The following is a 25,607-nucleotide window of genomic DNA, read 5'->3' on the forward strand; positions in this document are numbered from 1 at the left end:
AAAGGACTTTGATGGACGACCTGACCCAACGCTACTTTGAGGCCGAAATGCGCTACCTGCGTGAAGCGGGTAAAGAATTTGCGCAGGCTTACCCCGACCGCGCTGCGATGCTTAATCTTGATAAACCCGGCGCACGCGATCCCTATGTGGAGCGCCTGTTCGAAGGCTTCGCCTTTTTAATGGGCCGCCTGCGCGAAAAGCTGGACGACGATCTGCCGGAACTGACTGAAGGGCTGGTCAGCCTGCTGTGGCCCCACTACCTGCGAACCATCCCGTCACTTTCCGTGGTTGAACTGTCGACAGATCACCGGCAAATGAAGCAGAGCGAAACGCTGAGCGATTTTCAGGTATTGTCGCGCCCTGTTGGCGAGCGCAGAACCCGCTGTTTCTACAGCGCCACGCGGGATATCACGCTGCATCCGCTGGCGTTGCCGGACGTGTCATTGCAATATGAACCGGACGGACGTTCGGTTATCCGTCTGCGCTTTGAATGCGGCCCGCTGGTCGGCGACTGGTCGCAGATCGATTTATCCCGCCTGCCGCTCTATCTCAATGCCGACAGCCCGGTAGCCTGTGCGTTGCACCGGGCTTTAACGCTTGGCACGCAGCAGTTCTGGCTGCGTCTGCCGGGGCAGGATCGCCGGATGCTTGGCGCACACTTTTCCCCGATGGGCTTTGAGGATGATGACAGGCTCTGGCCAAAAGGTGAGTCAGCCTTCAGCGGTTACCAGTTGCTGCTGGAGTATTTCACCTTCCGCGAGAAGTTTATGTTCGTGGCGCTGAACGGGCTGGAGCAGGTTGCATGGCCGGAGGGGATAACCGGCTTTGAGATTGACGTGGTGCTGAACGAGAACTGGCCTCACGACCTGCCGTTTGACAGCGATAATATCCGTCTGCACTGCGTGCCGGTCATCAACCTGTTCCCGCTCGAAGCCGATCCGTTACACCTTTCGCCACTGGAAAACGAATTTCTGCTGCGCCCGATGCGCATTCAGGACGGGCATACCGAGATTTATTCCGTCGACAACATTATTTCTTCGCGCCATACCGGCAGTCAGGCATATGTCCCCTTTTCCAGCTTTCGTCACCGGGGCGGGATGCTGCGCCACGATGCGCCGGAACGCTATTACCACACGCGGGTAAAGCGCGGCCCTTCCGGCTTGCACGACACATGGCTGATTCTGGGCGGCGATGCGTTTGATTCCGACCGGATGCTGGAGGATGAAACCCTGTCCTTAAGTCTGACCGGCACCAACGGGCAGCTTCCCCGTAAAGCCTTACAGAGCACCCTGCTCGATACGCCAGTTCATGCCTCACAGAACGTCCTGCGGGTGCGCAACCTGTGCGCCCCGACGCAGCCCTGCTATCCCCCGGCGCGTGACCGCTTCCACTGGCGGGTGCTCAGCCACCTCGGTTCTAACTTTTTATCGATGATGGATAACGCCGAAATTCTGCGCGGCACGCTGGCGCTGTACGACTGGACCGAAAGCGAGATGAACCGCCGTCGTCTGGAGGCGATTGTCGACGTTCAGCACAGCCTGATACAGCGTTTTGAAAGAGGCTTTCTGCTGCGTGGCGTGGATATTCAGGTGACGCTGGACAGTAACGGCTTTGCCGGAGAAGGTGATATCACGCTGTTTGGTGAACTGCTGCACCGCTTCTTCGCACTGTATGCCGATATCCACTTATTCACTCAACTGACCTTAATTCTGCAACCCACAGGAAAGTGCCTGCAATGGACAGAGCATCACAGCCAGCGCGTACCGGGCTGACCGACCGGCTGGCCCCGGATATTGCGCGGATCAATTTTTACCGTTTTTGCCAGTTGCTGGAACAGAGCCAGCAGAAAGCGCCGCTGGGCAGTACCGACAACCCCGCCGCCGATGCGGTGCGTTTTCGCCCCCATCCCGGAATGGGCTTTCCGGTCAGCGAGTTAAAGAACGTTGAACGTGACGTGGACAATCCCGACGCGCCACCCACGGTGCGCACCACCTTTCTCGGCCTGTACGGCGTGGATTCACCGCTGCCCACCGCCTATCTGGACTACATTACCCAGCGTCATGACGGACATGACGCAGTGATGGCGTTTCTCGATATTTTTAACCATCGCTTTATCACCCAGTATTACCGCATCTGGCGCAAATATAACTACCCGGCGTCGTTTGAAGCAGGTGCCGTGGATGACATTTCCCGTTGTCTGCTGGGGTTAATCGGGCTGGGTATTCCCGGCAGCGAGAACCATATCGCCACGCCTGTATCCCGTTTTCTGGCCCTGCTCAGCGTGATGCGCCTGCCCACCCGCACGGCTGAAGGCGTCACGGCACTGGTGGGGCTGCTTGCCCCGCTGACGAAAGCCACGGTGGTGCCTCACGATCCGCAGCCTGTAATTCTCCCGGCCCCTGCGGGTCTGTCAAAAAATTCACGCATCAGCCTGAAAACGCGAACGCTGCTGGGGCGTACCGGTACCGACGTCAACAGCCAGTTGCTGCTGAAACTGTATACCGAAGATGCCGCAGAAGCACGTGGCTGGCTGCCCGGCGGGCAACTGCACAGCGATTTGCTGGTGCTGCTGCGCGTTTATCTGGGCTGGCGCTGTCAGGCCCGTCTGCAACTGACGCTGCCCGTCAGCCTGTTGCCTGCTGCCCGGCTGGGAAAACAGCGTGTACAGATTAGCCGTACCGGCATCCTTCGCGCCTCCTTTGCCGCGCCCGCGACCGGAACAGTGACGGTCAGTCTGGGGCGTTATCAGGGATTAATACCCGCTTTTTCCATTCGTAACAGGGAGAGTATGACTCATGTTTCCTATTCGTTTTAAACGTCCGGCGTTGCTCTGTATGGCGATGCTGACGGTTGTTCTGAGTGGCTGCGGGCTGATTCAGAAAGTGGTGGATGAATCGAAAAGCGTGGCCTCAGCCGTTTTCTACAAACAAATCAAAATACTGCATCTCGATTTCTTCTCCCGCAGCGCCCTGAATACGGATGCGGAAGATACGCCGCTTTCCACGATGGTGCATGTCTGGCAACTGAAAACCCGCGAAGATTTTGACAAGGCGGATTACGACACCCTGTTTATGCAGGAAGAGAAGACGCTGGAGAAGGACGTACTGGCAAAACACACCGTCTGGGTAAAACCGGAAGGCACGGCATCCCTGAATGTGCCGCTGGATAAAGAGACGCAGTTTGTCGCCATTATTGGGCAGTTTTATCACCCTGATGAAAAAAGCGACAGCTGGCGTCTGGTGATCAAAAGGGACGAACTGGAGGCCGACAAGCCGCGCTCGATTGAACTGATGAGAAGCGACCTGCGACTGCTGCCTCTCAAGGATAAATAACCGATGTCGACACCTTCCTTATATGAAATGCTGACGTTCAGTTTCAGCGGCGAGTTACCGCTGGAACAGATCAGCGAGCGGGATCAGCTTATCCTTTCCGTGATGGACAATATGCAACGCATTATCAACTGCCGGGCAGGCACGCTGGCGCATTTGCCGGATTACGGTCTGCCGGATCTCAGTCTGATCCATCAGGGGATGGCTGCGGGTATTCATGGCCTGATGCGTCAGATTGAAGAAACACTGCTGCGTTATGAACCACGCCTGAGTCAGATACAGGTGGAATTACTCCCCCAGCCCCGTCCGGGGCATCTTAATTACCTGATCCACGCGCAGCTTCCCGATACCGGCTGGATACGCTTTGATGGCGTATTTTCTCCGGAAGGACGAATTGTTCTGCGTCATCTCAAACAGCAGGAGCGGGCGTACTGATGGCAAGTAACGCGAATTTTATCAGCCAGTTCGTCATGGGCGGCGATCCCTGTACGTATAAGGAATCCGGTGAACTGCAGGCTGAAATGAGTAAACTGACTCACCCGGCCCGGCCAGACGTGGACTGGCGCCAAGTGGAAAAACTCAGCCTCGCGCTGTTCCGGCAAAATGGCGTGGAACTACAGACGCTGGTCTGTTACGTACTGGCGATAACCAGACGGCAGGGGCTGGCAGGGATGGCAGACGGACTCGGTTCACTGGATATACTGCTCCAGCGCTGGGCTGACTTCTGGCCGGTACAGGTACATTCCAGAATATCACTGCTCAGCTGGGTCACAGAAAAAATGCAGCAGGCACTGAGAACGCTGGATATTCAGTATCAGGATCTGCCGCAGATCTACCGTTGTGTACAGCATCTTTCTACCATAGAAACCACGCTGCAACAGTGTGAACTGTGGCATATGACGAAGCTGGACGTATTGTCCGGGCAGTTTCGCAATACCGCATTGCGTCTGGAACGGCTGGCGCCTCAGGGAGCGGAAACCACTATCACTCCCCCTGAATTACCCCGCCGGGAAATGAATCAACCGAAAAAGTCAGAGGAAAGTCCACAGCCGGTTTTTGCAACCAGATCCGTTCAGCAAAACGATAAGGATGCCAGTCCACCCGTTCCATCCCCTGAAATCTCCCGGCAGCGGACATGGCCGATATTTATGGCCGGAATGGTTGTGATGACCGGTCTCGGCGGAACAGGATTATGGGGCTGGTCGCAGCTTAATCAGCCGGACGCGCTAATCCAGCGAATACAACTGTCTGTCATGCCGTTGCCGCAGTCGCTGGAGAGCGGCGAACTGGCAAAGCTGGATGTAAAGGATAAGGCGCTGCTGGCTCAGGACAGAACAATTGCGGCAAGTCAGATGCAACTGGAGCAGTTAAACAAATTGCCTGCCCGCTGGCCACTGGAGCAAGGATATCGCCAGCTACGCCAGCTTGATGCCCTGTGGCCGGATAATCCTCAGGTCAGGGCGCTGAACGCGCAGTGGCGCAAACAGCGGGAGCTGAGCGCCCTGTCTGCTGAGGCACTGAATGGCTATGCTCAGGCGCAGAGCCAGCTACAGCGCCTGTCGGCGCAGCTGGATGCACTGGATGAACGTAAGGGGAGATATCTGACCGGTTCGGAACTAAAAACGGCGGTGTACGGCATCCGGCAGTCGTTAAAGGAGCCGCCGCTGGAAGAACTGCTTCGGCAACTGGAAGAGCAAAAACAGACCGGAGAGGTTTCGCCAACGCTGTTGACGCAAATTGATACCCGGTTAAATCAGTTGTTGAATCGCTATGTCATTTTACTGGATACGAAGGTGGAACAAAGTCAGTAAACATCGGGGGATTTATGTACCAATAAGGGATATGTGACCTTGCCATTTTTTAAAATGGAGTCTCTGTGTACAAAAAAAGAGAGGAACAGGCCATTCGATCTACTCGTTGATTCACATCAGATAATGAGTGTATATTTCGGTAGATAGCTTGGGTTCGGGAACAGTGAATACCTTAAGTTTCAAAAGATTGGATTAACCTCTTGACTGTGGCCCCCGCAACCAATTTATTAGAATGCTGACAAACCGCAATGTGTTCTACAAATTGCGGTTTTTTTGTATTTAAAATCTTTGTTCGCTGAACTCACAACACGTTTTTTATCTCCCTTCCTGCGAAGTAATCAATTATCGACTGGGCAACGTGTATCCCGGTTTGCTGGTATGACTCAACGGTGGCGGCCGCGATATGCGGCGTTGTAATGATATTTTTGGCATGTAGCAGTGGGCTAAATTGCGCCAACGGTTCAGAGCTAAACACATCCAGCGCCGCAAACACATTTCGTTCTTCAATCACCTGAAGTAAAGCGCCCTCATCCAGCAACTTTCCCCTTGCGGCATTGATGATCAGAGCACCATTGCGCATCATCGACAAATATTTATGACTAATGAAGTTCTCCAGCTCAGAAGAAAAAGGCAAAAGAACAATGATGACATGCGACTGCATAAAGATATCTTCAATTGATACAAACTGAACTCCAGCTTTGTCAGCAACCTGATAGTCGGGTTGTTTGTCAAAAGCTAAAAGCTCAACATCAAAACCGGATAACCTTTTCGCCAGAGTTTTACCTATATTACCGTAGCCAACCAGGCCAATCCGTTTCCCTTGTAATTCACAGCCATGCGACTCACCCCAGTAGCCATTTTGCATCGCATGATAGCTGCCAGGGATATTTCTCATGCTCGCGAAGATAAGTCCAATGATAAATTCCGCAACCGCATTTGAATTAATCCCAACCGCATTATTGACAACAATACCGGATTGCTGTGCCGCACGAAGATCAATATTGTCTATCCCCGTCCCGAATCTCGATATTATTCTCACACCAGGCAGCAATGATAGCGTGTCCGCCTGATAACCATCTTTTCCGGCGATGACCGCGCAAATAGATTCTCGTAATGCAGTGGATTCTGATTTAAGCAGATGCTCCACATTATTCTTAATAATAAGATTAAAATTATTCTCTCTTAGCAACTTGCTGGCGGAAACACAGCGTGCTGAAAAGCTGGGGACGGTGACCAGAACATTTTTCATAGCGGACACTCACTTCAAAGAACGCCACCCCAAAAGATGGCGTGACCGGTTACTGTATTTATATTTTGAAATTATGAATTTGCTTTAATGCCGAGTGCACCTCCTGGATGATATAAGCCGAAATCAGCACGAGTAAATTTTTTCAATTCAGAGAGTGCAAGCGCCACCGCATCACCAACAACCAGAACAACAGTCGACGAGCATGACGGTGCTAAACCTAAATTATCCGCCTCACTTTTGACGGGGATTTCAACAGATAAATCACAACTTATCGCAAGCGATGAGTGATGACTGCGGGTAAAAGAGATCAAATAATTACCCATTTTTTTCAAACTAGGCAGTGTCGCCAGGATTTCCGCCGTCTCACCACTGTTTGAAATAAGAATAACAACATCGTCTTTCGCCACCATTCCAAGGTCGCCGTGTACCGCTTCCGTACCGTGAACAAAAAACGAGGGAGTTCCGGTACTGGCAAAAGTTGCTGCGAGTTTTCTGGCAATAATACCGGACTTACCAACACCAATAAAAACAACTTTTCCCTGACAAGATTGTAATACTTTAATTAAATTAGCGACCTCCGAAAGAGGGGAATCAATAACTTCTTCAACTGCTTTATGTTCGTTACGCATAAAATGTTTAATGAGATGGATAAGATCCGTGTTATTCATTTTTATTCTCCCTGATTAATATTTTTAATTACACTCACAAGACGCGTAAGCCCCATATATAATTTTTCTCGACCGCAGGCCAGGTTCAGACGAAGGTAGCCCTCCCCCTCCGTTCCATAGACATGCCCCGCCATAATGCCCACTTTGCCTTCATGAATTAATCGACTGTAGAATTCATCAAAAGGATAACCAATAGCAGAACAATCTATCCAGGAAAAATAGCAACCATCAGCTGGCCTTACGATCAATTCTGGAATATTTTCATTCAGATACTGCTGGGTGAATTGAATGTTAGAGGCAATATGTGCCTTTAATGACTTTAACCATCCCTCACATTCGTTATAGGCAATAATAGTTGCAATTATATTCAGTACTGATGGGGAGTTTACAAAATCGCGATACCTCGATATCGTTCTGAACTTATGATTAAAATTATCGTCAGTTGAAATCATATACGATCCTGTTAGTGCAGGAACATTAAATGTTTTCGATATCGAGTTAAATACTACTACTTTTTCTTTTTTTATTTTAAGCGCGGATGTAAAGCTACGATTAAAAACAAAATCACTATGGATTTCATCTGAACATAACCAGACATTATGCCTTGTACAGCTTGCAGCGATTTTATGCAGTTCTTCTTCCGACCAGACTGTTCCTGTCGGGTTATGAGGATTACATAATAACACCATCTTTGCGCTTTTAATCTTAAGATCAAAATCTTGCCAGTTGATAGCGTAGCCCCCCTCATTTTTTATAATCAAAGAGGCTGTCAGAATATTTCGCTCGCTATGTTTAATTACATCAAAAAATGCATTATAGACAGGTGTAAAAACGAGAATATTATCACCATGCGATGTCAATAACTCTATTGCTTTTGCAATAGAGTACATCACACTGGGGCTATAGGTTATCCATTCAGGTTTAATATCTGTTTGATATTGTTGATAATACCAGTTTACTATCGCATTCAGATATTCACCATGTTGCCAACGACTGTACCCTAAAATCGGGTGTTCCAGGCGTTTTTTTAATGCTCTGGTGATAGCGTCTGGTATCGGAAGATCCATATCTGAAATAGAGAATGGTAGTACATCTTTTACACCAAATCTGTCCTCGCAAAAGTCCCATTGGGTACAATATGTTCCTTTGCGGGAAACAGGAGTATTAAAAACATCCATCAGTATATCCCCATATAGTTATCCATATCCCGACGCAGGGCGATGACTTTAGTGCCGATAATGACTTGTAGGGTATTTTGATCAAGTTTAACAACCGCAATCCCGCCAGCTCTTTTTATTGCAACTTCGTCAATCAATCCCATATCTGCGATTGTTAAACGTAAACGAGTTACGCAATTATCCAGTGACTTAATATTCTCTTTACCACCAAGTGCCTTAACCATCTGCTCCGCCGCTTGCAGCTCTGATTTATCAGGAGTTGGGATATCCGCTATAGCCGTATCTTCGTGAACGTTCAGCGTGACAGGATTGGACTCTTCACGGCCTACGGTCATCAGGTTAAATTTAAGAATGGTCCAACGGAACACAAAGTAATAAATGAAGAAATAGGCCACTTCGACACACACCGCGATCGGCCAACCTGTTCTTGTGCCACGCAATACGCCAAAGCTAATAAATTGAATCAGATCGCCAGTAAATCCCATCTTCACGCCCATATATGGCAGAACCATGTTAGCGAATCCATTCATAAAGGCATGGAAGACAAACAGCAGTGGACTGACAAATAAGAACAGAAACTCAATCGGTTCGCTGACGCCGCCAATAATCACCGTAAGCACCCCGGAAATAAGCAATGCTTTGATAGCCTTTCTGTTTTGAGCATGAGCAGTGCGATACATCGCCAGCGCGGCACCAGCCAGACCATACTGAATCATCAGTTTGCCCTGCTCCATTTTCCCCGCCAAATCCAGCGGAATGACCGCATTCTCTTTAACGTATGCCATAAACATGTTCAGGGTGCCGTAATATTCTTCGCCGCCAATCACAGCCGAACCGCCGATTGGCGTAAAGCGGAAAACTGACGTCACCAGATGGTTTAAGCCAAAAGGAATCGTCACACGTTCGGCAACTGCATAGAAGAAATAACCAACAGGACCGGAAGTTGAAATCCAGTGTCCAATGAGCATGAAAAGATTGAAAAACGGCGGCCAGATAAAAGGAATGATCAGACCAAATCCACTCATCACAATCAGTGTAATGATAGGCACCAGACGTGGGCCGCTATAAAAACCTAATGATTCTGGAATGCGTAAATTAACGATCTTTTTATACATGCTGGCGACTAATAACCCAGCAACAATTCCCCCCAACACGCTGGTATTGTAGGACTGGATCCCCAGAATGATGGTTTGCCCATGTGTCGACATTTGGTCAGCAACGACCAATAAGTCGTGCTGTTTAAGATAAAAGTTCGTTCCCAGATGCATCGCCATAAAACCAATTAAGCCAGAAAAAGCACCATAGGCTTTATCCTCTTTATCTTTTAATAATCCTAAGGGAATCGCTATCGCAAACAATACAGGTAAATTAACAAAGGCAAACAAACCAAGACTAACAATGAAATCAAGTATGGTTTTAATTATTGGAATAGCCAGAAATGGAATTAACTTTGCCATATCATCACTGGCTAAACCACTTCCCAGCCCTAGCATCATGCCACATACACTTAGCAGAGCAATGGGATACATAAATGCCTTCCCCAGGCTCTGAAAAAAACTCCAGGCTTTCTTTTGTTTCATGTGGGTTATCTCATATAAATGTTATATATAATTAGTCCATTAATACTTTGGTACGAATAGAGAGATATAATTTTTCTTCTAAAATTAATTCATATTTAAAAGTGGCATACAGATACCGTTCAATTTCATGAATTGCGCGCTGTAACAGGATGTCCTTTTCAAGAAACTGTTCATAGATATCACCAATATCTTTCTGTTTTATTTTTTCATTGCATAACACGCGACTTGAAAAATATTTAAGGTGCATCATAAATCTGGAATAGTTAAATGAACTTCTGTCCACCTTTCTGTTATAAACAACTTCAATAAGCTCCGTGATTATTTGCGACAACTCAATAATCCGTACTGATTCATAATCAACTGAATTTTCATAATTATTTAAAATATGCAATGCTATAAAACCAATCTCATCATCAGGAAGTTGAACGCTGAATTGCTCATTAATGATAGTTAATGCATCGCGACTTATCGCATACTCTGCTTTGTACAACGCTTTGATTTCATCAAGGAAAACATTATTAATTTGTATACCTGAAACGACTCGGGATATTGCATTCGAAATGTGATCCGCAAGAATCAATAGTAGCGATGGATTGAGATTTTTTTCGAGATTTTTCTCCGCATATTGCACTATTTTTTCGGCAACAAACACATACTCAATATCTACATGTTCAATCAATTTATAAAGTTTGTTTTTTTGTTCATTTCTGACATAAAAAATCCGGTTAGCCGGATGCTCAGGGACCGACATTCCATATTTTTTGTTGTAACCGACACCAGGCCCAGAAATGATAACCTCCTGTCCATTCATCGATGCCTGTACACAATTATTGTTCATGACTTTTTCGATGATCATTCCATGGCTCCAAAAAAAAAGGCAAGGCACGTCAGAAGTAATAACTACTTCAAACATTGCCTTGCCTGATTTAACAGTTACAAGATGATTAACTAATGCGTATACATTACACGGAATTGTGCTTAATTAAAGAGATGGTCGGCTTATTTTTCAAGCCGACATTCAAATATCCGACATCAGTCACAAAACCAGCGTCTAATATTCAGGTAAATGTTATCTATTCAACGAAATATAAATTCATTGAATAAATAAAAACATTATCCCCTTCTCGCCAGCGTCGCCCCATCGGCAAAATACGCTTTAATTCCCGCAAGAATAGACTCCGCAACTTCCTGCTGGAAAGTCGCCGTTTTCAGTTTTCGCTCTTCCTCAACGTTACTGATAAACGCCGTTTCGACCAGAATGGAGGGAATATCTGGTGCCTTTAGTACGGCAAACCCGGCCTGTTCAACTTGATTTTTATGCAGCTTGTTGATTTTACCGAGCTTATTCAGCACCGCTTTACCAAACTTAAGGCTGTCGGCAATGGTCAGCGACTGCACCATATCGAACATGGTGTGGTCGACATAGCGGTCACCGCTTTTGCTTACGCCACCAATCAAGTCCGAGGCGTTCTGGGTTTGTGCCAGATATTTTGCCGCAGTACTGGTTGCGCCTTTGGTTGAGAGCGCAAACACCGAGGAACCGCTCGGCTGGCGACTGGTAAAGGCGTCGGCATGGATAGAAACAAACAAGTCAGCGCGCTGTTTCTGGGCTTTTGCTACGCGCACTTGCAACGGAATGAAGATGTCTTCATTGCGCGTCATGTACACCTTCATATTGCCCTCTTTCTCGATCAGAGAGCGCAGACGGCGAGCTATTTGCAATACCACGTCTTTTTCGCGCGTTTTGTATTTCCCCACCGCACCGGAGTCTTCGCCACCGTGGCCAGGGTCAAGCATAATGACAATCGGACGATCCCGCCCAGCTTTACCCGGTTGTGGACCACTTTGTGCTGGCGGCACCTGCTTTTCGAGGTCGCCTTTGTTGTAATCCTCCAGCAGCGCCAGCAGCGGGTCCTGCATATCCTGTGCATTGGCCGGATAGAGGTCCATCACCAGACGCTCTTTAAACCCGGCGACCGGCGCAAGGGCAAACAGCTGCGGTTTTACGTTTTGCTTTAATTCAAAAACCATACGTACGGTTTGCGGGTCAAATTGCCCGACGCGCGCCGACTTGATGAACGGGTCGTCAGCGCGGATTTGCGCAGCCATCCCCTTGAGCACCGAGTTCAGGTTTACATCTTCGATATCCACCACCACGCGTTCAGGATTACTCAACGCGAACTGCTTATATTTCAGCTGACGATTTGATTCTACCGTCACGCGGGTGTAGCTGGACGCAGGCCAGACGCGCACCGCCACGACCTGGCTGACCGCAGCCAGGCTGACCTGACTTACGCTCAATAGCCACATGGCACCCGCGCCTTGCAGTAAACGACGACGGCTGATTGCAGTGTTGGATCCTGACATGCCTCTCCCGAGCAAAAGAAATCTAAGCTGTGTAACAAGTAAACGACCAATTTGACCGGAAACTTTAGCGAAAGACGCATAATCTGTCATCTATAAAACGGTAAACATTCTTTTTATATTCACGGTATTACTGATAAAAAACTCGCTCCCGCATAAAATTTACACTTGCACCCTGCAAAAAAACAGAATAAAAATACAATAATTTCGAATAATCATGCAAAGAGGTGTACCGTGGTAAAGGAACGTAAAACCGAGCTGGTCGAGGGATTCCGCCATTCGGTTCCCTATATCAATACCCACCGGGGAAAAACGTTTGTCATCATGCTCGGCGGTGAAGCCATTGAGCATGAGAATTTCTCCAGTATCGTTAATGATATCGGGTTGTTGCACAGCCTCGGCATCCGTCTGGTGGTGGTCTATGGCGCACGTCCGCAGATCGACGCAAATCTGGCTGCACATCACCACGAACCGCTGTATCACAAGAATATACGTGTGACCGACGCCAAAACACTGGAACTGGTGAAGCAGGCAGCGGGAACATTGCAACTGGATATTACTGCTCGCCTGTCGATGAGTCTCAATAACACACCGCTGCAGGGCGCGCATATCAACGTCGTCAGTGGTAATTTTATTATTGCCCAGCCGCTGGGCGTCGATGACGGCGTGGATTACTGTCATAGCGGGCGTATCCGGCGGATTGATGAAGACGCGATCCATCGTCAACTGGACAGCGGTGCAATAGTGCTAATGGGGCCGGTCGCTGTTTCGGTCACTGGCGAGAGCTTTAATCTGACCTCGGAAGAGATTGCCACTCAACTGGCCATCAAACTGAAAGCTGAAAAAATGATTGGTTTTTGCTCTTCCCAGGGCGTCACTAATGACGACGGTGATATTGTCTCCGAACTTTTCCCTAACGAAGCGCAAGCGCGGGTAGAAGCCCAGGAAGAGAAAGGCGATTACAACTCCGGTACGGTGCGCTTTTTGCGTGGCGCAGTGAAAGCCTGCCGCAGCGGCGTGCGTCGCTGTCATTTAATCAGTTATCAGGAAGATGGCGCGCTGTTGCAAGAGTTGTTCTCACGCGACGGTATCGGTACGCAGATTGTGATGGAAAGCGCCGAGCAGATTCGTCGCGCAACAATCAACGATATCGGCGGTATTCTGGAGTTGATTCGCCCGCTGGAGCAGCAAGGTATTCTGGTGCGCCGTTCTCGCGAGCAGCTGGAGATGGAAATCGACAAATTCACCATTATTCAGCGCGATAATACGACTATTGCCTGCGCAGCGCTCTATCCGTTCCCGGAAGAGAAGATTGGGGAAATGGCCTGTGTGGCAGTTCACCCGGATTACCGCAGTTCATCACGGGGCGAGGTTCTGCTGGAACGCATTGCCGCTCAGGCGAAGCAGAGCGGCTTAAGCAAATTGTTTGTGCTGACCACGCGCAGTATTCACTGGTTCCAGGAACGTGGATTTACCCCAGTGGATATTGATTTACTGCCCGAGAGCAAAAAGCAGTTGTACAACTACCAGCGTAAATCCAAAGTGTTGATGGCGGATTTGGGTTAAGCGATGAAAATCGCCGGATGCGGCAGGCGTAACACTCGTGCGTCGCATCCGGCAATTACGTTTATTCCCGCGAACTAAACAACGCCGCCAGACCACTGCGCCGCTCGGTGCGCGTGGCAATTGCCGCACTTAAAATGCGCTCATCGGCATACAGCGACAGACGGCGACGCGCGCGGGTCACTGCGGTGTAAACCAGCTCTCGCGTTACTACCGGCGTGCGTTGACTCGGTAAAATCAACGCCGCATGGTCGAACTCCGATCCCTGCGATTTATGTACCGTCATCGCCCACGTCGTTTCGTGCTCTGGCAGGCGACTCGGTTGCACAGACTTAATATTGCCGTCCGGCATCGCAAACCAGACGCGCGTCCCCTGCCCGCGATCCAGCGCAATACCGATATCGCCATTAAACAACCCAAGCGCGCTGTCATTACGGGCAATCATCACCGGTCGACCTTCGTACCAACGAGAGTGCGGATGACGATGAATTTTGCGCTTCTGTTGCATAAACTGCTCAATTCGCTCATTCAGTCCAGCCACGCCAAACGGCCCTTCCCGCAGGGCGCACAAAAGCTGGTACTCATTGAACGCCTGAATGATTAAATCCGGCTCGGCACGCGCTTGCAGCAGATCCAGATAACGCCCGTAACCCGCAAGAGCTTCCTCAAGCATCGCAATATAATCTTCGCCACTCTGTAAAAGCCGTTTTTCGATATCAGTAAAATCCTGCTGAAAAACGGTTTTCACTGCCGTTTTATCACCACGGTTAATCGCCGCAGCTAACTGACCAATGCCAGAATCGCTGCCGAAACGATAGCTTTTTTGCAGCAGGCAGAGGCTGTCGCGCAAAGATGCCGCTTCTGTGCCAGTTCCTGCTGGAACGTGGCTTCCCGTCAGGCGGCTCAACTGCCCGGCACGCTCGGCGGTAAAGCCCGCGTTGGCATAAGCGCAGATATCGCCCAGCACAGCCCCAGCCTCAACCGAGGCCAGTTGATCACGATCGCCGAGAAAGATCACTCGCGCATGATCGGGCAAGGCGTCGATCAGTCTCGACATCATAGGAAGATCGATCATTGACGCTTCATCTACCACCAGCACATCAAGATGCAGCGGGTTACTGGCATGATGACGTAAACGCTGGCTACCCGGCTGCGCACCCAGCAATCGGTGCAAAGTGCTGGCATCTTCCGGAATGCGTTTCTTTTGTTCATCGGTCAGCGGTAATTGTCGCAAAGCCTTGCCGAGAGATTCGGTTAAGCGCGCGGCAGCTTTACCCGTTGGTGCAGCCAGACGGATACGGCAGCGTTCGCCGTCGGCCATTTGAATTAACGCTGCCAGCAACTTCGCTACGGTGGTCGTTTTACCGGTGCCAGGGCCGCCGGAAATCACCGAGATCCGCCGCGTCAGCGCCACTGCCGCCGCAACTTTTTGCCAGTTAATTTCATCGCTTACTGGAAAAAGTTTGTCCAGGGTTTGCGCCAGTAGAGCTTCATCAACCTCAATGGCATGATTCACTTCGTTGAAAAAGCGTGCCACTGTGCGCTCGTTACACCACATGCGATTCAAATAAAGACGATCGCCACAGAGGATCATCGGCGTTGGTTCATCTCCCCGGCTGACCGCTTGTGAAGCCAGCAAGCATTCTTCCCAATTTTGTAGCTCACCGATTTCACTGACACAGGTCGCCAACAGCGGATGCGATGCCTCGTTATTTTCCAGTCGTGAAAGCGGCAAACAAACGTGTCCCTCTCCGGCATCATGACTTAATAGTGCCGCCGCGAGGGTGACGGCAGGATGTTCATCTCCCGCCACGGTCAGGGCAAACTGCACGTCCAGTGGGCGTAGCTGTTTGTGCTCCACAGCTTCCAGTAATTGCTTTTGCAATTTCATTACGCCTCCTCCAGGGTCATACCGGCAAACATCTCATCCATCAGGGCAATCAACCCGGCATTGGGTCGGGTTGTGTAAATCCCCTGTTGCGGATGTTCTTTATCAACACCACGCAGGAACAGATAAATAACGCCGCCAAAGTGGCGCTCATAGTCGTAATCAGCAATGCGATGGCGCAGATAACGGTGCAGCGCCAGGGTATAAAGCTGATATTGCAGATCATAGCGGTGCGCCTGCATTGCCGCTGCCATAGCCTGTTGGGTGTAAGCCGAACTGTCTTCACCCAGCCAGTTGGATTTATAGTCGAGCAGGTAATAACGCCCTTCGTGGCGGAATACCAGGTCGATAAAGCCTTTTAACATGCCGCGTACCTGCATGAACTCCAGCGGCGGGCAGCCAGCGGATAGCGGGTCAAACTGGCGAATTAGTGCATCAAGCTGGCTGGCGATAAGCGGTTCACTAATCGGCAGGTAAAACTCCATCTCCACCTGTTTATCGCGATCGGAAAGCTGATTCAGGCTAACACCCGTTTCATTGAGAGGTGCCTGGAGGACAGCCGTGATCCACTCGGTCAACACTGGTTCCCACTGCGATTCAAAGCCGCCGAGTTCCAGTTTTTCCTGTACCCAGTTCGGGTCAACCGGCTGGGTAAAATCGAGGTCTTCAAACAAACTGTGCAAGAATGTCCCTGGTGACGCACCGCGCGGGAACTGATGCGGTGTTAACGTCGGTTCTTCAACGACGCTGACCACGCCTGCGGCATCAACATCCAGCCGTGGCATCAGATCCTGAGCGATACCGTGACCACGCTGCTGCAAACCGGAGTAGCTGGTGACACGCCAGTTATCGCCGGGCAATCGTTGTAGCGTCCTCGCATTCAGTTCTGCAGTTAAAACATCATTAACCTGCCAGGGCTGGTTATCACCAGTTTGTGCCGTTTGCCAGGCAATATCATCATCGCATAACGCTTCAATACAGGTGCGAAGCCCTGCCGCATCTTGTGGTTCCCCTTTTTGCAGCAAACGCCCAAGCGCACTTTGGTGGACGTCGGTGTCACTTTTTTTATCGCCACGACGGCGCACCAGCGGTGCAACGCCGAGACTGCAATGCCAAACCGAACGCGTCAGCGCCACGTAAAGTAAACGCAGATCTTCCGCCAGACGTTCGGCCTCCGCGAGGTCGACGCTTTCTGGCGCAGCATTAAGATCCAGAACGGCCTCAAACGAGTGGCGATCGTGATAGAACGCCTGATCCTGGACGCGGAAATTGGTAATAAATGGCAACCAGACCAGCGGATATTCCAGCCCTTTTGATTTGTGGATCGTGACAATCTGCACCAGATGTTTATCACTTTCGAGGCGCATTTGTTGGCTGGAGGCATTACTGTCTGGCTCGAGGATATGTTGCGATAACCAGCGTACCAGCGCATGTTCACTTTCCAGCTGCGTTCCGGCTTCTTGTAGCAGTTCGCTGATATGCAAGATATCGGTAAGACGCCGCTCACCGCCTGCCGTTGCCAGCAAGTTTTCAGCAATGTTACGCGCCGACATCAGCGCCCGCAGCATCGGCATAACGCCACGTTTGCGCCAGATTTGCCGATAACCATCGAACTCTTCGACTACCGCATCCCACGCATGTTCGTCATTATTCAGCGTTTCAATATCCAGCGCATTCAGCCCCATCATTGACGTTGCCAGCGCACTGCGCAGGGTGTTCTCACGTTCGGGTGTCATCACCGCCTGCAACAGCCAAAGCATCTCCTGTGCTTCCAGAGTTTCAAAAACACTGTCGCGGTTCGAAAGGTAAACGGAAGGGATTTCCAGCAACGTTAAGGCATCGCGCACCTGGGCGGCCTCCTGGCGGCTGCGCACCAGCACACTGATGTCCGAAGCACGTACCGGACGTGCATCATCGCCGTTCATCAGCAACGCTTCCCCGCGCTGCCCAGCCTGTAACCAGTCGCGGATTTGCGCAGCACATACCTGCGCCATGGTACTTTGATAGTCGCCAACGCCGCAGCTTTCGCCTTCCATCAGCCACATTTTCATCGCAGGCTGCGTTTCACCTTTAAACACAAAACGTAACGCCTGATTTTTCCCGGCTGATTTCACAGGAATAAACGGTATTTCGCGAAACATGAACGCGTCATCAGTCTGGCTGAAAAGCTTGTTCACACTATTCACCATTCCCGGTGCGGAACGCCAGTTGGTGTCTAAAGTGTAGTGGGCGTGAACTTCGCTACGCGCCTTCATATAAGTGAAGATATCCGCACCCCGGAATGCATATATGGCCTGCTTCGGGTCGCCAATCAGCAACAATGCGGTTTCCGGCTGATGGTGCCAGATACGGCGAAAAATTCGGTACTGCTGGGGGTCGGTATCCTGAAATTCATCGATCATTGCCACCGGGAATCGCGTACGGATCGCCGCTGCCAACACCTCGCCGCTTTCGCTACGCAGCGCGGAATCGAGCCGACTTAACATGTCATCAAAACCCAATTCGCCACGGCGGCGTTTTTCACGCGCTACTGTTTCGCGGATCTCAGCCAATGCGCGAGTGATCACCAGATCGCGGATCGACAATGGTTCTGCAAGCAGTTGATCGATCGCCTCAAACAGTGGATGTCGCGGGGTTTCCCCCCCGGCTTTCGTGCGATCTTCTAAGAAACGCTGAGAGAATTTTTCCAGCGACTCTGGCAACTGATAACTGTTGGTCTCTTCTTCTGCCCAGGCGCTGATCTTGTCGATCCATTTAGCCTGATTGCTACGGTTAAACTTGCGTCGATCAATACCAGAAGATTCGATCAGCGCATCCAGTTCACCCACTGCGTCGCGCCACTGCTGTTTTACCGTATCAATACGCGCCACAATTTGCGCGTGGCGGGAAGCCAGCGTTTCATCATCGGGCGGCGGTGCTTTGATAACCGGTGCTTCGCCTTGCAGATAACGATTAATATCGCGCAGCAACGCCTGCGGCCCTTTCCAGGTTTCAAAGACCACCTGGGCAATTTCACGCGTCAGCGGGTAGCAGTGGCGACGCCAGAAATCGGCGCAGGCCTGGTAGCGTAGCAGAGACTCATCTTCAATCAGCTGCTGCTCAAACAGCATGCCGGATTCAAAGGCATTCAGGTTGAGCATGCGCTGGCAAAAACCGTGAATAGTAAAGACTGCCGCTTCATCCATCTGCCGTTCGGCTAACAACAACCACTGCGCGGCTTGCGCTTTATCGTCGATCTCTTCCAGCAGACGTGCATACAGCGGATTGTCAGTGGTTTCACGCAGGCAGGCGATACGCAACTCGTGAATATTGCTACGGATACGACCGCGCAATTCTGCCGTGGCAGCCTCGGTAAAGGTGACCACCAGCAGTTCTTCAACGGTCAGCGGGCGGGGAAAGGCGGCGGAACCGCCTAGCCCAAGTAACAGGCGCAAATAGAGCGCTGCAATCGTAAAGGTTTTGCCTGTGCCGGCAGAGGCTTCAATCAGGCGCTCACCCTGTAAGGGCAAGCGCAAAGGATCTAGTGTCTCGGCGACATCACTCATTCTTTTCACTCATCAGGGGCATTGTTTGCTGCAACGCGCTGACGTTCTCCCACACTTTCCAGCCTTCAGGATGCACATATTCGGCTTTCCCGTTCTGGCTGCCGGAAATCTGCGACAGAATAGCCATACCTTGCGGCTCGACCACCGCCTGATGGAAGAAATCAGCAAGTTTTTGCGGCGTCAGCAGTTTTATCTGGGCCACGATTTTATCACGCGAATCGAAGCGCATATTGCCGCGATCGAAATCTTTACTTAACTTCGATGCTTCTTCGCCGAGCGTTTGCGGTGCCTGCAGCATCTGGGTTATTACCGCCTGCTGGATTTGCGCAAACTCTTCTGGCTTCATCGTCCGCAATTTTGCCTCTGCGGTTGGGAAAAACGCCTTGTAACGCTCCCACAAGAATGAAGGCTGTTTATCATTGCTTTGCAAAAGGAAGCCCATGCCCCACTGACGCCCCACGCTCATTGGAAACGCAAACACGGCATAGCCCAACTGTTCTTCGGTACGCAACTGATTGTAGAACCACGGCTGTACGATCTGCCCCAACAGAGAGCTATAGGCTGAGCTGGTGTATTCATCGTAGCCAGTCGGTACAAATATCGCTGCCAGTGCGGAGTCGGTGCTGTTACCAGCTTTTTCAAAGATGACGGATTGTTTTTTATCGACCACGACATCTTTGTTACGACACCACTCTGAACCATCAGCGCCCAACTGTTTTTGCACATGGCGTGCCAGCGTTGTTGCCTGGGCTTCAGTCATGTTGCCGATAACCATAAACTCTGGTCTAGCCCCTGATTTTAAGGCGTCGCGATAGGCCAGCACCTCTTTCAACGTAATGGAGGGCAAAATTTTGCGCCGTTCATCTCGCGAGAAGTACGGCACTTGCGAGAGCATCTGCGCGGGCATAATCGCCTGCTCAAACGCTTTGCCCTTTTCTGCGGAATCCATCATCTGGTTATACCAGGACTTCGCCTGCTCAAGCTGATCTTCCGTAGCGGTATAGCTAAAGTAGCCCTCCAGCAGAGCCTGGAACAGCTGCGGCAGGCGCTGAGTGTAACCATTGGCATTAACCATAAGGCCGTTGTTAGCATTGGTGGAAAAACTTATGCCACCAACCGACGCCTGGTTGCTTAACTGATCAAGCGCCAGCCCTGCGAGATAATCATTGAGCGCAAACATCACCTGATTGCGGGCGCTGTCCATGGCTTTCGGATTACGCAAAATCAGGCTGACATCAGCTTTGGGCTCACTGGCAAAATAACGGCTTGGCGCATACACCACGCGCAGATTCGACTCATCAACAATCAACTCTGGATGGTCGTATTTCTTCTCTGACTTAATCAGCGAGAAATCGTCAGGAATATAGGGGTTAAGCTCCGGTAAGGAGAGCGCAATATTGGCGGCTTTTTTCTGCCAGTCCGCGAAAGTTTGTGCGCTAATTTTATCGACCTGATACGGCGCATCGACAAAGTAAGCCGTTTTGTTGTGCGGCTCTTTCGGGCTGATATACCAGATACGCGCATTCTGCGGCGTCATCATCGCCAGACGTTCTTTTACTGCTTTAGCATCGTACCTATCGGCAATATTGACTGCATCCAGTGTATGCTCAACAGGAACGCGAATCATGGTATCAGCCAGCCATTCGACGTAATCCATATCACGGGTGATTGACGGATAACGGAAGTCGATATCCAGCACATTCGCCAGTTCATCGAAGTATTGTTTATCGATCCCTTTTTCACGTAACAGATTGAGGTAGCTAAAAATGGCCGCCACAACCTGATCGCGATTCGCCAGACCTTTATCGGTTAAAGACGCAGAGATCGCTAATACGCCGCTGTTGCCGTTGACGATAGGATCGGAATTGGCGCTAATGCCCTCAACTAATCCCTGCTTTTGCAGCCAGTCAGAAAGTGTACCAGGGCTGCGATTACCAATCAGATAGGTAATCAATTCATCCGTTTTACTACGGAACTTCGCTGAATTGTTATCGATGCGAAACTCAACGCGCAGAACTTTACGCGGCAACGCCGGGACGTAATGAATGATAATGCCCTTTTGCGCGTCGGTGACTACCGGCACGGTGATTTCCGGTTTTTTGCTCTCTTTGTTCGGCACGCGACCAAAGGTGTCCGCCGCCATTTTCGCCAACTCCGGCAACGGTTTATTGCTGTAAATAACCGCCTTCATCAGATTGGCGGAATAGTACTTCTCGTGGAAATCTTTCAGCGCCTGCTGTACCGGATTGCCTGGTTTGTCGCTTAAAGTTTCGAGGTTACCACCAGAAAACTTTGAACCGGGGTGTGCCGGGTTAATGGTTTCTGCGCTGACCTGTGCCATGCGCATCCCGTCACGCGTACGCGCCATGGTTAATTCGGCATTCACTGCATTACGTTCACGTTCGGCGTATTTCTTGTCGAGCAAGGGTTCTGCAATAGCGTCCGCCAGGCGGTCTACCGCACCGGGCAAGGCGTCGTTCTCAACTTCCAGATAGAAAGCCGTGCGATACGGTGCCGTGCTGGCATTGTGACTGCCGCCGTGCATTTTGAGATATTCGGCCAGACTGTCAGCCTGCGGATACTTTTTCGACCCCATCAGACTCATATGTTCAAGGTAATGTGCCAGCCCCTGGTACGCCTCAGGATCTTCCAGCGACCCAACGGGCACCACCAGCGCCGAGAGCGATTTAACTGCCTGCGGATCAGAAACCAGTAAGACCACCATACCGTTATCCAGACGTATAGCCTGATACTGGCGGTTATCTTTATCACTTTTACGGATGGTTTCCTGAATCGGCTGCCATCCCGTTTCTGCCTGACTTAAGGGTGCCCAGAGGGCAACAAACAACAATAATGCTTTGAACCAGATGCTGCGGGGCATTCACGGACCTCATAATCAACTTTATTTTCTGGCCAGATTCAACACGTTAACGCAAATCATCTGCCAGAATTTAATCTTGTGCTGCACGAGTCAGCCTATGTCTATATAACCATCAGTCCGTGACTGGTGCGCATCATAAAGTAAGCGGATAGATTGCGCAATTTTTATACAATACTCATGACTGATTAAAGCGAAACAGCGGTAACAGGAAACGTTGCGACTGTTCAACGATAGCCTCCATTGTCTCTGGTGTTAATTGCCGCCAGAGCCGTTGATACCAGATATCATCACCTTCGCCACGCACCATCATGTTGCCTTCGTAAGCCTGAAGGAATTTCGTACGGGCTTTTTGCAACGTGGAATCGTCATCCAGCATGGCATCGTTTTGCGCGTCATAACAGGTTTTTAGCCACGCGCCGCCACTTTCAGGTAACACCAGCAATGGCACGGACATTCCTTCACGATACCCTTCAATCAGCTGTGAGAGGTAATGTAAAGCCTGTTCGGCTGCAAGCGGCGGAAAACGCCACTCGCCGTCTTTGCGTAGAAAAAGGCGACTTTCACCATTACCACCGCTGGCACAGTAGACAAGGTGTTCCAGCCAAAGTTGCATTCCCTGCGCCACACTTAATAAAGAGGGACGCCAGCGCAACAGGCCATCCGGCTGCACCTGCGGCAACCAGCCAGTTATCTGCACACCGTTGCAGGCGAGATCGATTTCCATGCTCTGCCCTGGCTGGCGACAGGCAATGACTCTGTCGGCAAGTTGCTGCATCTCCTGACACTGCGTTTCCCAGAAAATTTCACCAAAGGCACCATACGGCAAATCACCTGCCGCCCGGAATCGGCGGAACAAGCGTTCGGCATCATCCTGCTCAACCAGTGCATTTAATAACTGCTGGTTGATTTGATAACGACTAAGCCCTTCAAGAATAAATGGCTCGGTGTCGGGGATTTCGCTGTCTTCGGTACGGAAGTTCACCTGCAAACGCATCTGGAAAAATGCCCGCACCGGATGTGCCCAGAATCGTTGTAGCGTTTCCAGCGGCACGGTTTCCGGTAAGGTAAATGGCAGCGGCTGAACAAATTCAGAATGTGCTTTACCAGCCTGGCTGGCCGCAGGTAGCCACTCGCGCGCATAGCTTTGTAAGTTACCGGGCTGGTAGTTTTGCGGGTCAAACGGCATCCGGGTATGGTGGCAAGTAAGATGCGCTTTTACCCTTGCCTCGCTTTCATCACAGTTAAGCGCTTCATCGCCCGGTAGATAATGGCTTTGCCCGATGTAGTCGATCAGTTCCTGCACCAGTACCGACGGGAAACGTTCACTGTTATCCTGAATGGAACGCCCGATATAGCTGATATAGAGTTTTTGCTGCGCGGAAATTAACGCTTCCAGGAACAGATAGCGGTCGTCATCGCGACGGCTACGGTCGCCACGCTTCGGTTTCTGGCTCATCAGATCAAAACCCAATGGCGCAAGCTGACGTGGATAAACGCCGTCGTTCATTCCCAGCAGGCAAACCACTTTGAACGGAATTGAACGCATTGGCATCAGAGTACAAATGTTAACCGGTCCGGCGAGAAAACGTTGGCTGATACGTTCTTGATCCAGGCGCTGTGCCAGTTCATCACGCAATAGTGACAGCGGCACCGCGTCGCCATACTGCGCACCTAAACCTTCGGCGATAATCGCCTGCCATTGTTGTTCAATCAGCGTCATCGCCGCTTCGGTTTCCGCATCCGGCAGGAAGAAGGCGTTGAGCATATCGCGACAAACCGGCAACCACTCTTCCAGAGGACGCTCCTGCGCCAGCCCGCGACGCCAGATGTTTAGCTGCATTAGCAGTGAAGCCAGATGCCCCACCAGTTCTGCAATTAAGCCGCTCGATTCATCATAAGGTAGAACCGATTGCCACTCGCCCTGCGCGCTCTCCATCGCGTAGCCCAGCAACATGCGCGTCAGGCCAAACCGCCAGGTGTGTTGACCGGTAGCGGGAAGTTCCAGCTCTCGAACGTTGTCGTCATCTATCCCCCAACGAATGCCGGACTCGTTGACCCACTGGCGTAAATAACGCAGCCCTTCTTCGGTGATGTCAAACCGCGCTGCCAGCACCGGCACATCCAGTAATGCCAGCACGTCTTCCGACACAAAGCGGCTGTCTGGCAGCGATAACAGGCTGATAAACGCTTCAAGTACAGGATGCGACTGCCGCGCCCGACGGTCGGAAATGGCGTAAGGCAGGTAACGATCCGCAGGTGCGCTACCAAACACAGCCTGAATAAACGGACTGTAGCTGTCGATATCAGCCACCATCACGATGATGTCGCGCGGAGTAAGTGTCGGGTCTTCCTCCAGCATCGCCAGCAGGCGATCGTGTAAAACTTCAACTTCACGCTGCGGGCTATGGCAAACGTGGAAGGTGATACTGCTATCCAGTGGATCAAGCGGGCGTTTGTTATCGCTACGGGAAAACTCTTCGATGTTCACACCAGCAACGGCGCGGTTTTCCAGTTCCAGAATGTCAGACTGAATATTATGCAGCAGGTTATCTGGCGTCACATCGACAAAAGCGTCCAGCTCCTGGCTGCTCTCCAGGTCAGATAGGAGATAAATGTAGTCGCGCCCAAGCTTGCCCCATGAAGCCAGCAGCGGGTTGCCGACATCCTGTTCACCATCGCTGTTAAAGAGCTGCCCGGCATTTTCGCTGTCGCGAAATAGCGGTAATTCGCGATCTTCAAAACTGTGTCGGCGCTGGCGGGTCAGTAATTTCGCCAGATAAGCAGGATCTTTAATATCGCCCCAGTAATAACGGCAGGGGTTGGTAAACAGGAGATGGATTTCAATATGTTTACCCAGCGCCTGTAGCGCCTGGAGATAAACAGGCGGTAACGCGGAAATACCGCATATAAAGACGCGCGAAGGTAACCCCGGCGGGCAGGTCGTCGCGGACTCCAGCGTTTCGATAAAGCGCTGATAGAGATTGGCGCGGTGCCAGCGCGGTTGCCCAAGTTCGTCGGTATATTCCACCAACGCCTTCCACAACGGCGCTTGCCAGGCCTGTGCTTCTCCCAATCCTTCTACCAGATGTCCTGTTTCCCACTGTGCCAGCCAGTCCGGACGATAGACCAGATACTGGTCAAACAGGTCCGCCGCTTTTGAAGAAAGCTGGAACAGTTTTCGCTTGTCACTATCGTCAGTCAGATAATGCCGCAACAGGGTAAAGTCTTCGCGCTCCAACAGTTGCGGCAGCAGAGTCATCAGTTTCCAGCTCATGCTCTGTTTGTTAAAGGCGCTCTCTTTGGGGATCTCCGGTAACACCCGGACGAACATATCCCAGATAAAGCTCGCTGGCAGCGGAAAATCAATGTTTGCCGCAATACCAAACTTTTGCGACAGGGTCATTTGCAGCCACTGTGCCATACCGGTACTTTGCACCAGAATCATCTCTGGTTCGAAAGGATCGTCCAGCCGTTCGCGTTCGACAATAAACTCCATCAACGCTTCCAGCACGTCCAGACGATTGGAATGGTAGACCCTTAACATAGCGGCT

16 protein-coding genes are annotated in these 25,607 nt (G+C 50.8%); 6 read left to right on the forward strand and 10 right to left on the reverse strand.

All coding sequences use genetic code 11. From position 1 onward, the window contains the following. The first annotated feature begins 11 nt into the window (after positions 1-11). From tssF to ACJHYO_RS01045, 5 genes are read left to right on the forward strand one after another with little or no spacing between them, the layout of a single operon-like run. On the forward strand, positions 12-1,772 hold the full coding sequence (tssF, locus tag ACJHYO_RS01025; protein ID WP_021513786.1) for a type VI secretion system baseplate subunit TssF: 1,761 nt from the start codon (positions 12-14) through the stop codon (positions 1,770-1,772). Further along, a complete protein-coding gene (tssG, locus tag ACJHYO_RS01030; RefSeq protein ID WP_000373308.1) occupies positions 1,736-2,815 on the forward strand; it encodes a type VI secretion system baseplate subunit TssG in 1,080 nt (359 codons plus the stop codon). The genes tssF and tssG overlap by 37 nt, the downstream gene beginning before the upstream one ends. Beyond that, on the forward strand, positions 2,796-3,332 hold the full coding sequence (tssJ, locus tag ACJHYO_RS01035; protein WP_000484008.1) for a type VI secretion system lipoprotein TssJ: 537 nt from the start codon (positions 2,796-2,798) through the stop codon (positions 3,330-3,332). The genes tssG and tssJ overlap by 20 nt, the downstream gene beginning before the upstream one ends. A 3-nt stretch (positions 3,333-3,335) precedes the next feature. Beyond that, positions 3,336-3,764: a type VI secretion system baseplate subunit TssE gene (tssE, locus tag ACJHYO_RS01040; protein ID WP_000106967.1), complete on the forward strand. Its 429-nt coding sequence runs from the start codon at positions 3,336-3,338 to the stop codon at positions 3,762-3,764. Next, complete coding sequence (locus tag ACJHYO_RS01045) at positions 3,764-5,140, forward strand: VasL domain-containing protein (protein WP_021574347.1); 1,377 nt, start codon at positions 3,764-3,766, stop codon at positions 5,138-5,140. Before tssE ends, ACJHYO_RS01045 begins: the two co-directional genes overlap by 1 nt. A 301-nt stretch (positions 5,141-5,441) precedes the next feature. Here ACJHYO_RS01045 and ACJHYO_RS01050 read toward each other — a convergent pair whose 3' ends face one another. The 6 genes from ACJHYO_RS01050 to amiC all read right to left on the reverse strand — a co-directional run bounded on the left by ACJHYO_RS01050 (position 5,442) and on the right by amiC (position 12,182). Further along, the gene (locus ACJHYO_RS01050) at positions 5,442-6,389 is read right to left on the reverse strand and encodes a phosphoglycerate dehydrogenase (protein ID WP_001350145.1); all 948 of its coding nucleotides are present in this window, start codon (positions 6,387-6,389) and stop codon (positions 5,442-5,444) included. Between the two features lie 71 nt (positions 6,390-6,460). After that, positions 6,461-7,057, reverse strand: coding sequence for an SIS domain-containing protein (locus ACJHYO_RS01055; RefSeq protein WP_001066226.1), 597 nt, complete (start codon positions 7,055-7,057; stop codon positions 6,461-6,463). Positions 7,058-7,059: 2 nt separating this feature from the next. Further along, complete coding sequence (locus tag ACJHYO_RS01060; RefSeq protein WP_000382413.1) at positions 7,060-8,235, reverse strand: MalY/PatB family protein; 1,176 nt, start codon at positions 8,233-8,235, stop codon at positions 7,060-7,062. After that, positions 8,235-9,815 carry a PTS transporter subunit EIIC gene (locus ACJHYO_RS01065; RefSeq protein ID WP_000810553.1) on the reverse strand — a complete coding sequence of 527 codons (1,581 nt, stop codon included), beginning with the start codon at positions 9,813-9,815 and terminating at the stop codon, positions 8,235-8,237. The genes ACJHYO_RS01060 and ACJHYO_RS01065 overlap by 1 nt, the downstream gene beginning before the upstream one ends. Before the next feature lie 31 nt (positions 9,816-9,846). After that, complete coding sequence (locus ACJHYO_RS01070) at positions 9,847-10,671, reverse strand: PRD domain-containing protein (RefSeq protein ID WP_001314100.1); 825 nt, start codon at positions 10,669-10,671, stop codon at positions 9,847-9,849. 257 nt (positions 10,672-10,928) lie between these two features. Beyond that, on the reverse strand, positions 10,929-12,182 hold the full coding sequence (gene amiC / locus ACJHYO_RS01075) for an N-acetylmuramoyl-L-alanine amidase AmiC (protein WP_000016907.1): 1,254 nt from the start codon (positions 12,180-12,182) through the stop codon (positions 10,929-10,931). 231 nt (positions 12,183-12,413) lie between these two features. Here amiC and argA point away from each other — a divergent pair, with 231 nt between their 5' ends. Beyond that, positions 12,414-13,745 carry an amino-acid N-acetyltransferase gene (argA, locus tag ACJHYO_RS01080; protein ID WP_000237947.1) on the forward strand — a complete coding sequence of 444 codons (1,332 nt, stop codon included), beginning with the start codon at positions 12,414-12,416 and terminating at the stop codon, positions 13,743-13,745. A 61-nt stretch (positions 13,746-13,806) separates the two neighbouring features. Here argA and recD read toward each other — a convergent pair whose 3' ends face one another. The 4 genes from recD to recC all read right to left on the reverse strand — a co-directional run bounded on the left by recD (position 13,807) and on the right by recC (position 25,600). After that, a complete protein-coding gene (recD, locus tag ACJHYO_RS01085) occupies positions 13,807-15,633 on the reverse strand; it encodes an exodeoxyribonuclease V subunit alpha (RefSeq protein ID WP_410232392.1) in 1,827 nt (608 codons plus the stop codon). Next, positions 15,633-19,175 (reverse strand): exodeoxyribonuclease V subunit beta, encoded by a 3,543-nt coding sequence (gene recB, locus ACJHYO_RS01090; RefSeq protein ID WP_001305291.1) that lies wholly within the window; start codon positions 19,173-19,175, stop codon positions 15,633-15,635. The genes recD and recB overlap by 1 nt, the downstream gene beginning before the upstream one ends. Beyond that, positions 19,168-22,056: a pitrilysin gene (ptrA, locus tag ACJHYO_RS01095; RefSeq protein ID WP_085455513.1), complete on the reverse strand. Its 2,889-nt coding sequence runs from the start codon at positions 22,054-22,056 to the stop codon at positions 19,168-19,170. Before ptrA ends, recB begins: the two co-directional genes overlap by 8 nt. 175 nt (positions 22,057-22,231) lie before the next feature. Next, a complete protein-coding gene (gene recC / locus ACJHYO_RS01100; protein WP_000946904.1) occupies positions 22,232-25,600 on the reverse strand; it encodes an exodeoxyribonuclease V subunit gamma in 3,369 nt (1,122 codons plus the stop codon). Positions 25,601-25,607: the final 7 nt, after the last annotated feature.

Source organism: Escherichia sp. WS1118, from assembly GCF_046487695.1.
Taxonomy (GTDB): Bacteria; Pseudomonadota; Gammaproteobacteria; order Enterobacterales; family Enterobacteriaceae; genus Escherichia; species Escherichia coli.

Excerpts from the sequence above, each read along its gene's own strand:
- tssF (WP_021513786.1), top strand. The coding sequence starts at position 12 with ATGGACGACCTGACCCAACGCTACTTTGAGGCCGAAATGCGCTACCTG.
- tssG (WP_000373308.1), top strand. The coding sequence starts at position 1,736 with ATGGACAGAGCATCACAGCCAGCGCGTACCGGGCTGACCGACCGGCTG.
- tssJ (WP_000484008.1), top strand. The coding sequence starts at position 2,796 with ATGTTTCCTATTCGTTTTAAACGTCCGGCGTTGCTCTGTATGGCGATG.
- tssE (WP_000106967.1), top strand. The coding sequence starts at position 3,336 with ATGTCGACACCTTCCTTATATGAAATGCTGACGTTCAGTTTCAGCGGC.
- ACJHYO_RS01045 (WP_021574347.1), top strand. The coding sequence starts at position 3,764 with ATGGCAAGTAACGCGAATTTTATCAGCCAGTTCGTCATGGGCGGCGAT.
- ACJHYO_RS01050 (WP_001350145.1), bottom strand. The coding sequence starts at position 6,389 with ATGAAAAATGTTCTGGTCACCGTCCCCAGCTTTTCAGCACGCTGTGTT.
- ACJHYO_RS01055 (WP_001066226.1), bottom strand. The coding sequence starts at position 7,057 with ATGAATAACACGGATCTTATCCATCTCATTAAACATTTTATGCGTAAC.
- ACJHYO_RS01060 (WP_000382413.1), bottom strand. The coding sequence starts at position 8,235 with ATGGATGTTTTTAATACTCCTGTTTCCCGCAAAGGAACATATTGTACC.
- ACJHYO_RS01065 (WP_000810553.1), bottom strand. The coding sequence starts at position 9,815 with ATGAAACAAAAGAAAGCCTGGAGTTTTTTTCAGAGCCTGGGGAAGGCA.
- ACJHYO_RS01070 (WP_001314100.1), bottom strand. The coding sequence starts at position 10,671 with ATGATCATCGAAAAAGTCATGAACAATAATTGTGTACAGGCATCGATG.
- amiC (WP_000016907.1), bottom strand. The coding sequence starts at position 12,182 with ATGTCAGGATCCAACACTGCAATCAGCCGTCGTCGTTTACTGCAAGGC.
- recD (WP_410232392.1), bottom strand. The coding sequence starts at position 15,633 with ATGAAATTGCAAAAGCAATTACTGGAAGCTGTGGAGCACAAACAGCTA.
- recB (WP_001305291.1), bottom strand. The coding sequence starts at position 19,175 with ATGAGTGATGTCGCCGAGACACTAGATCCTTTGCGCTTGCCCTTACAG.
- ptrA (WP_085455513.1), bottom strand. The coding sequence starts at position 22,056 with ATGCCCCGCAGCATCTGGTTCAAAGCATTATTGTTGTTTGTTGCCCTC.
- recC (WP_000946904.1), bottom strand. The coding sequence starts at position 25,600 with ATGTTAAGGGTCTACCATTCCAATCGTCTGGACGTGCTGGAAGCGTTG.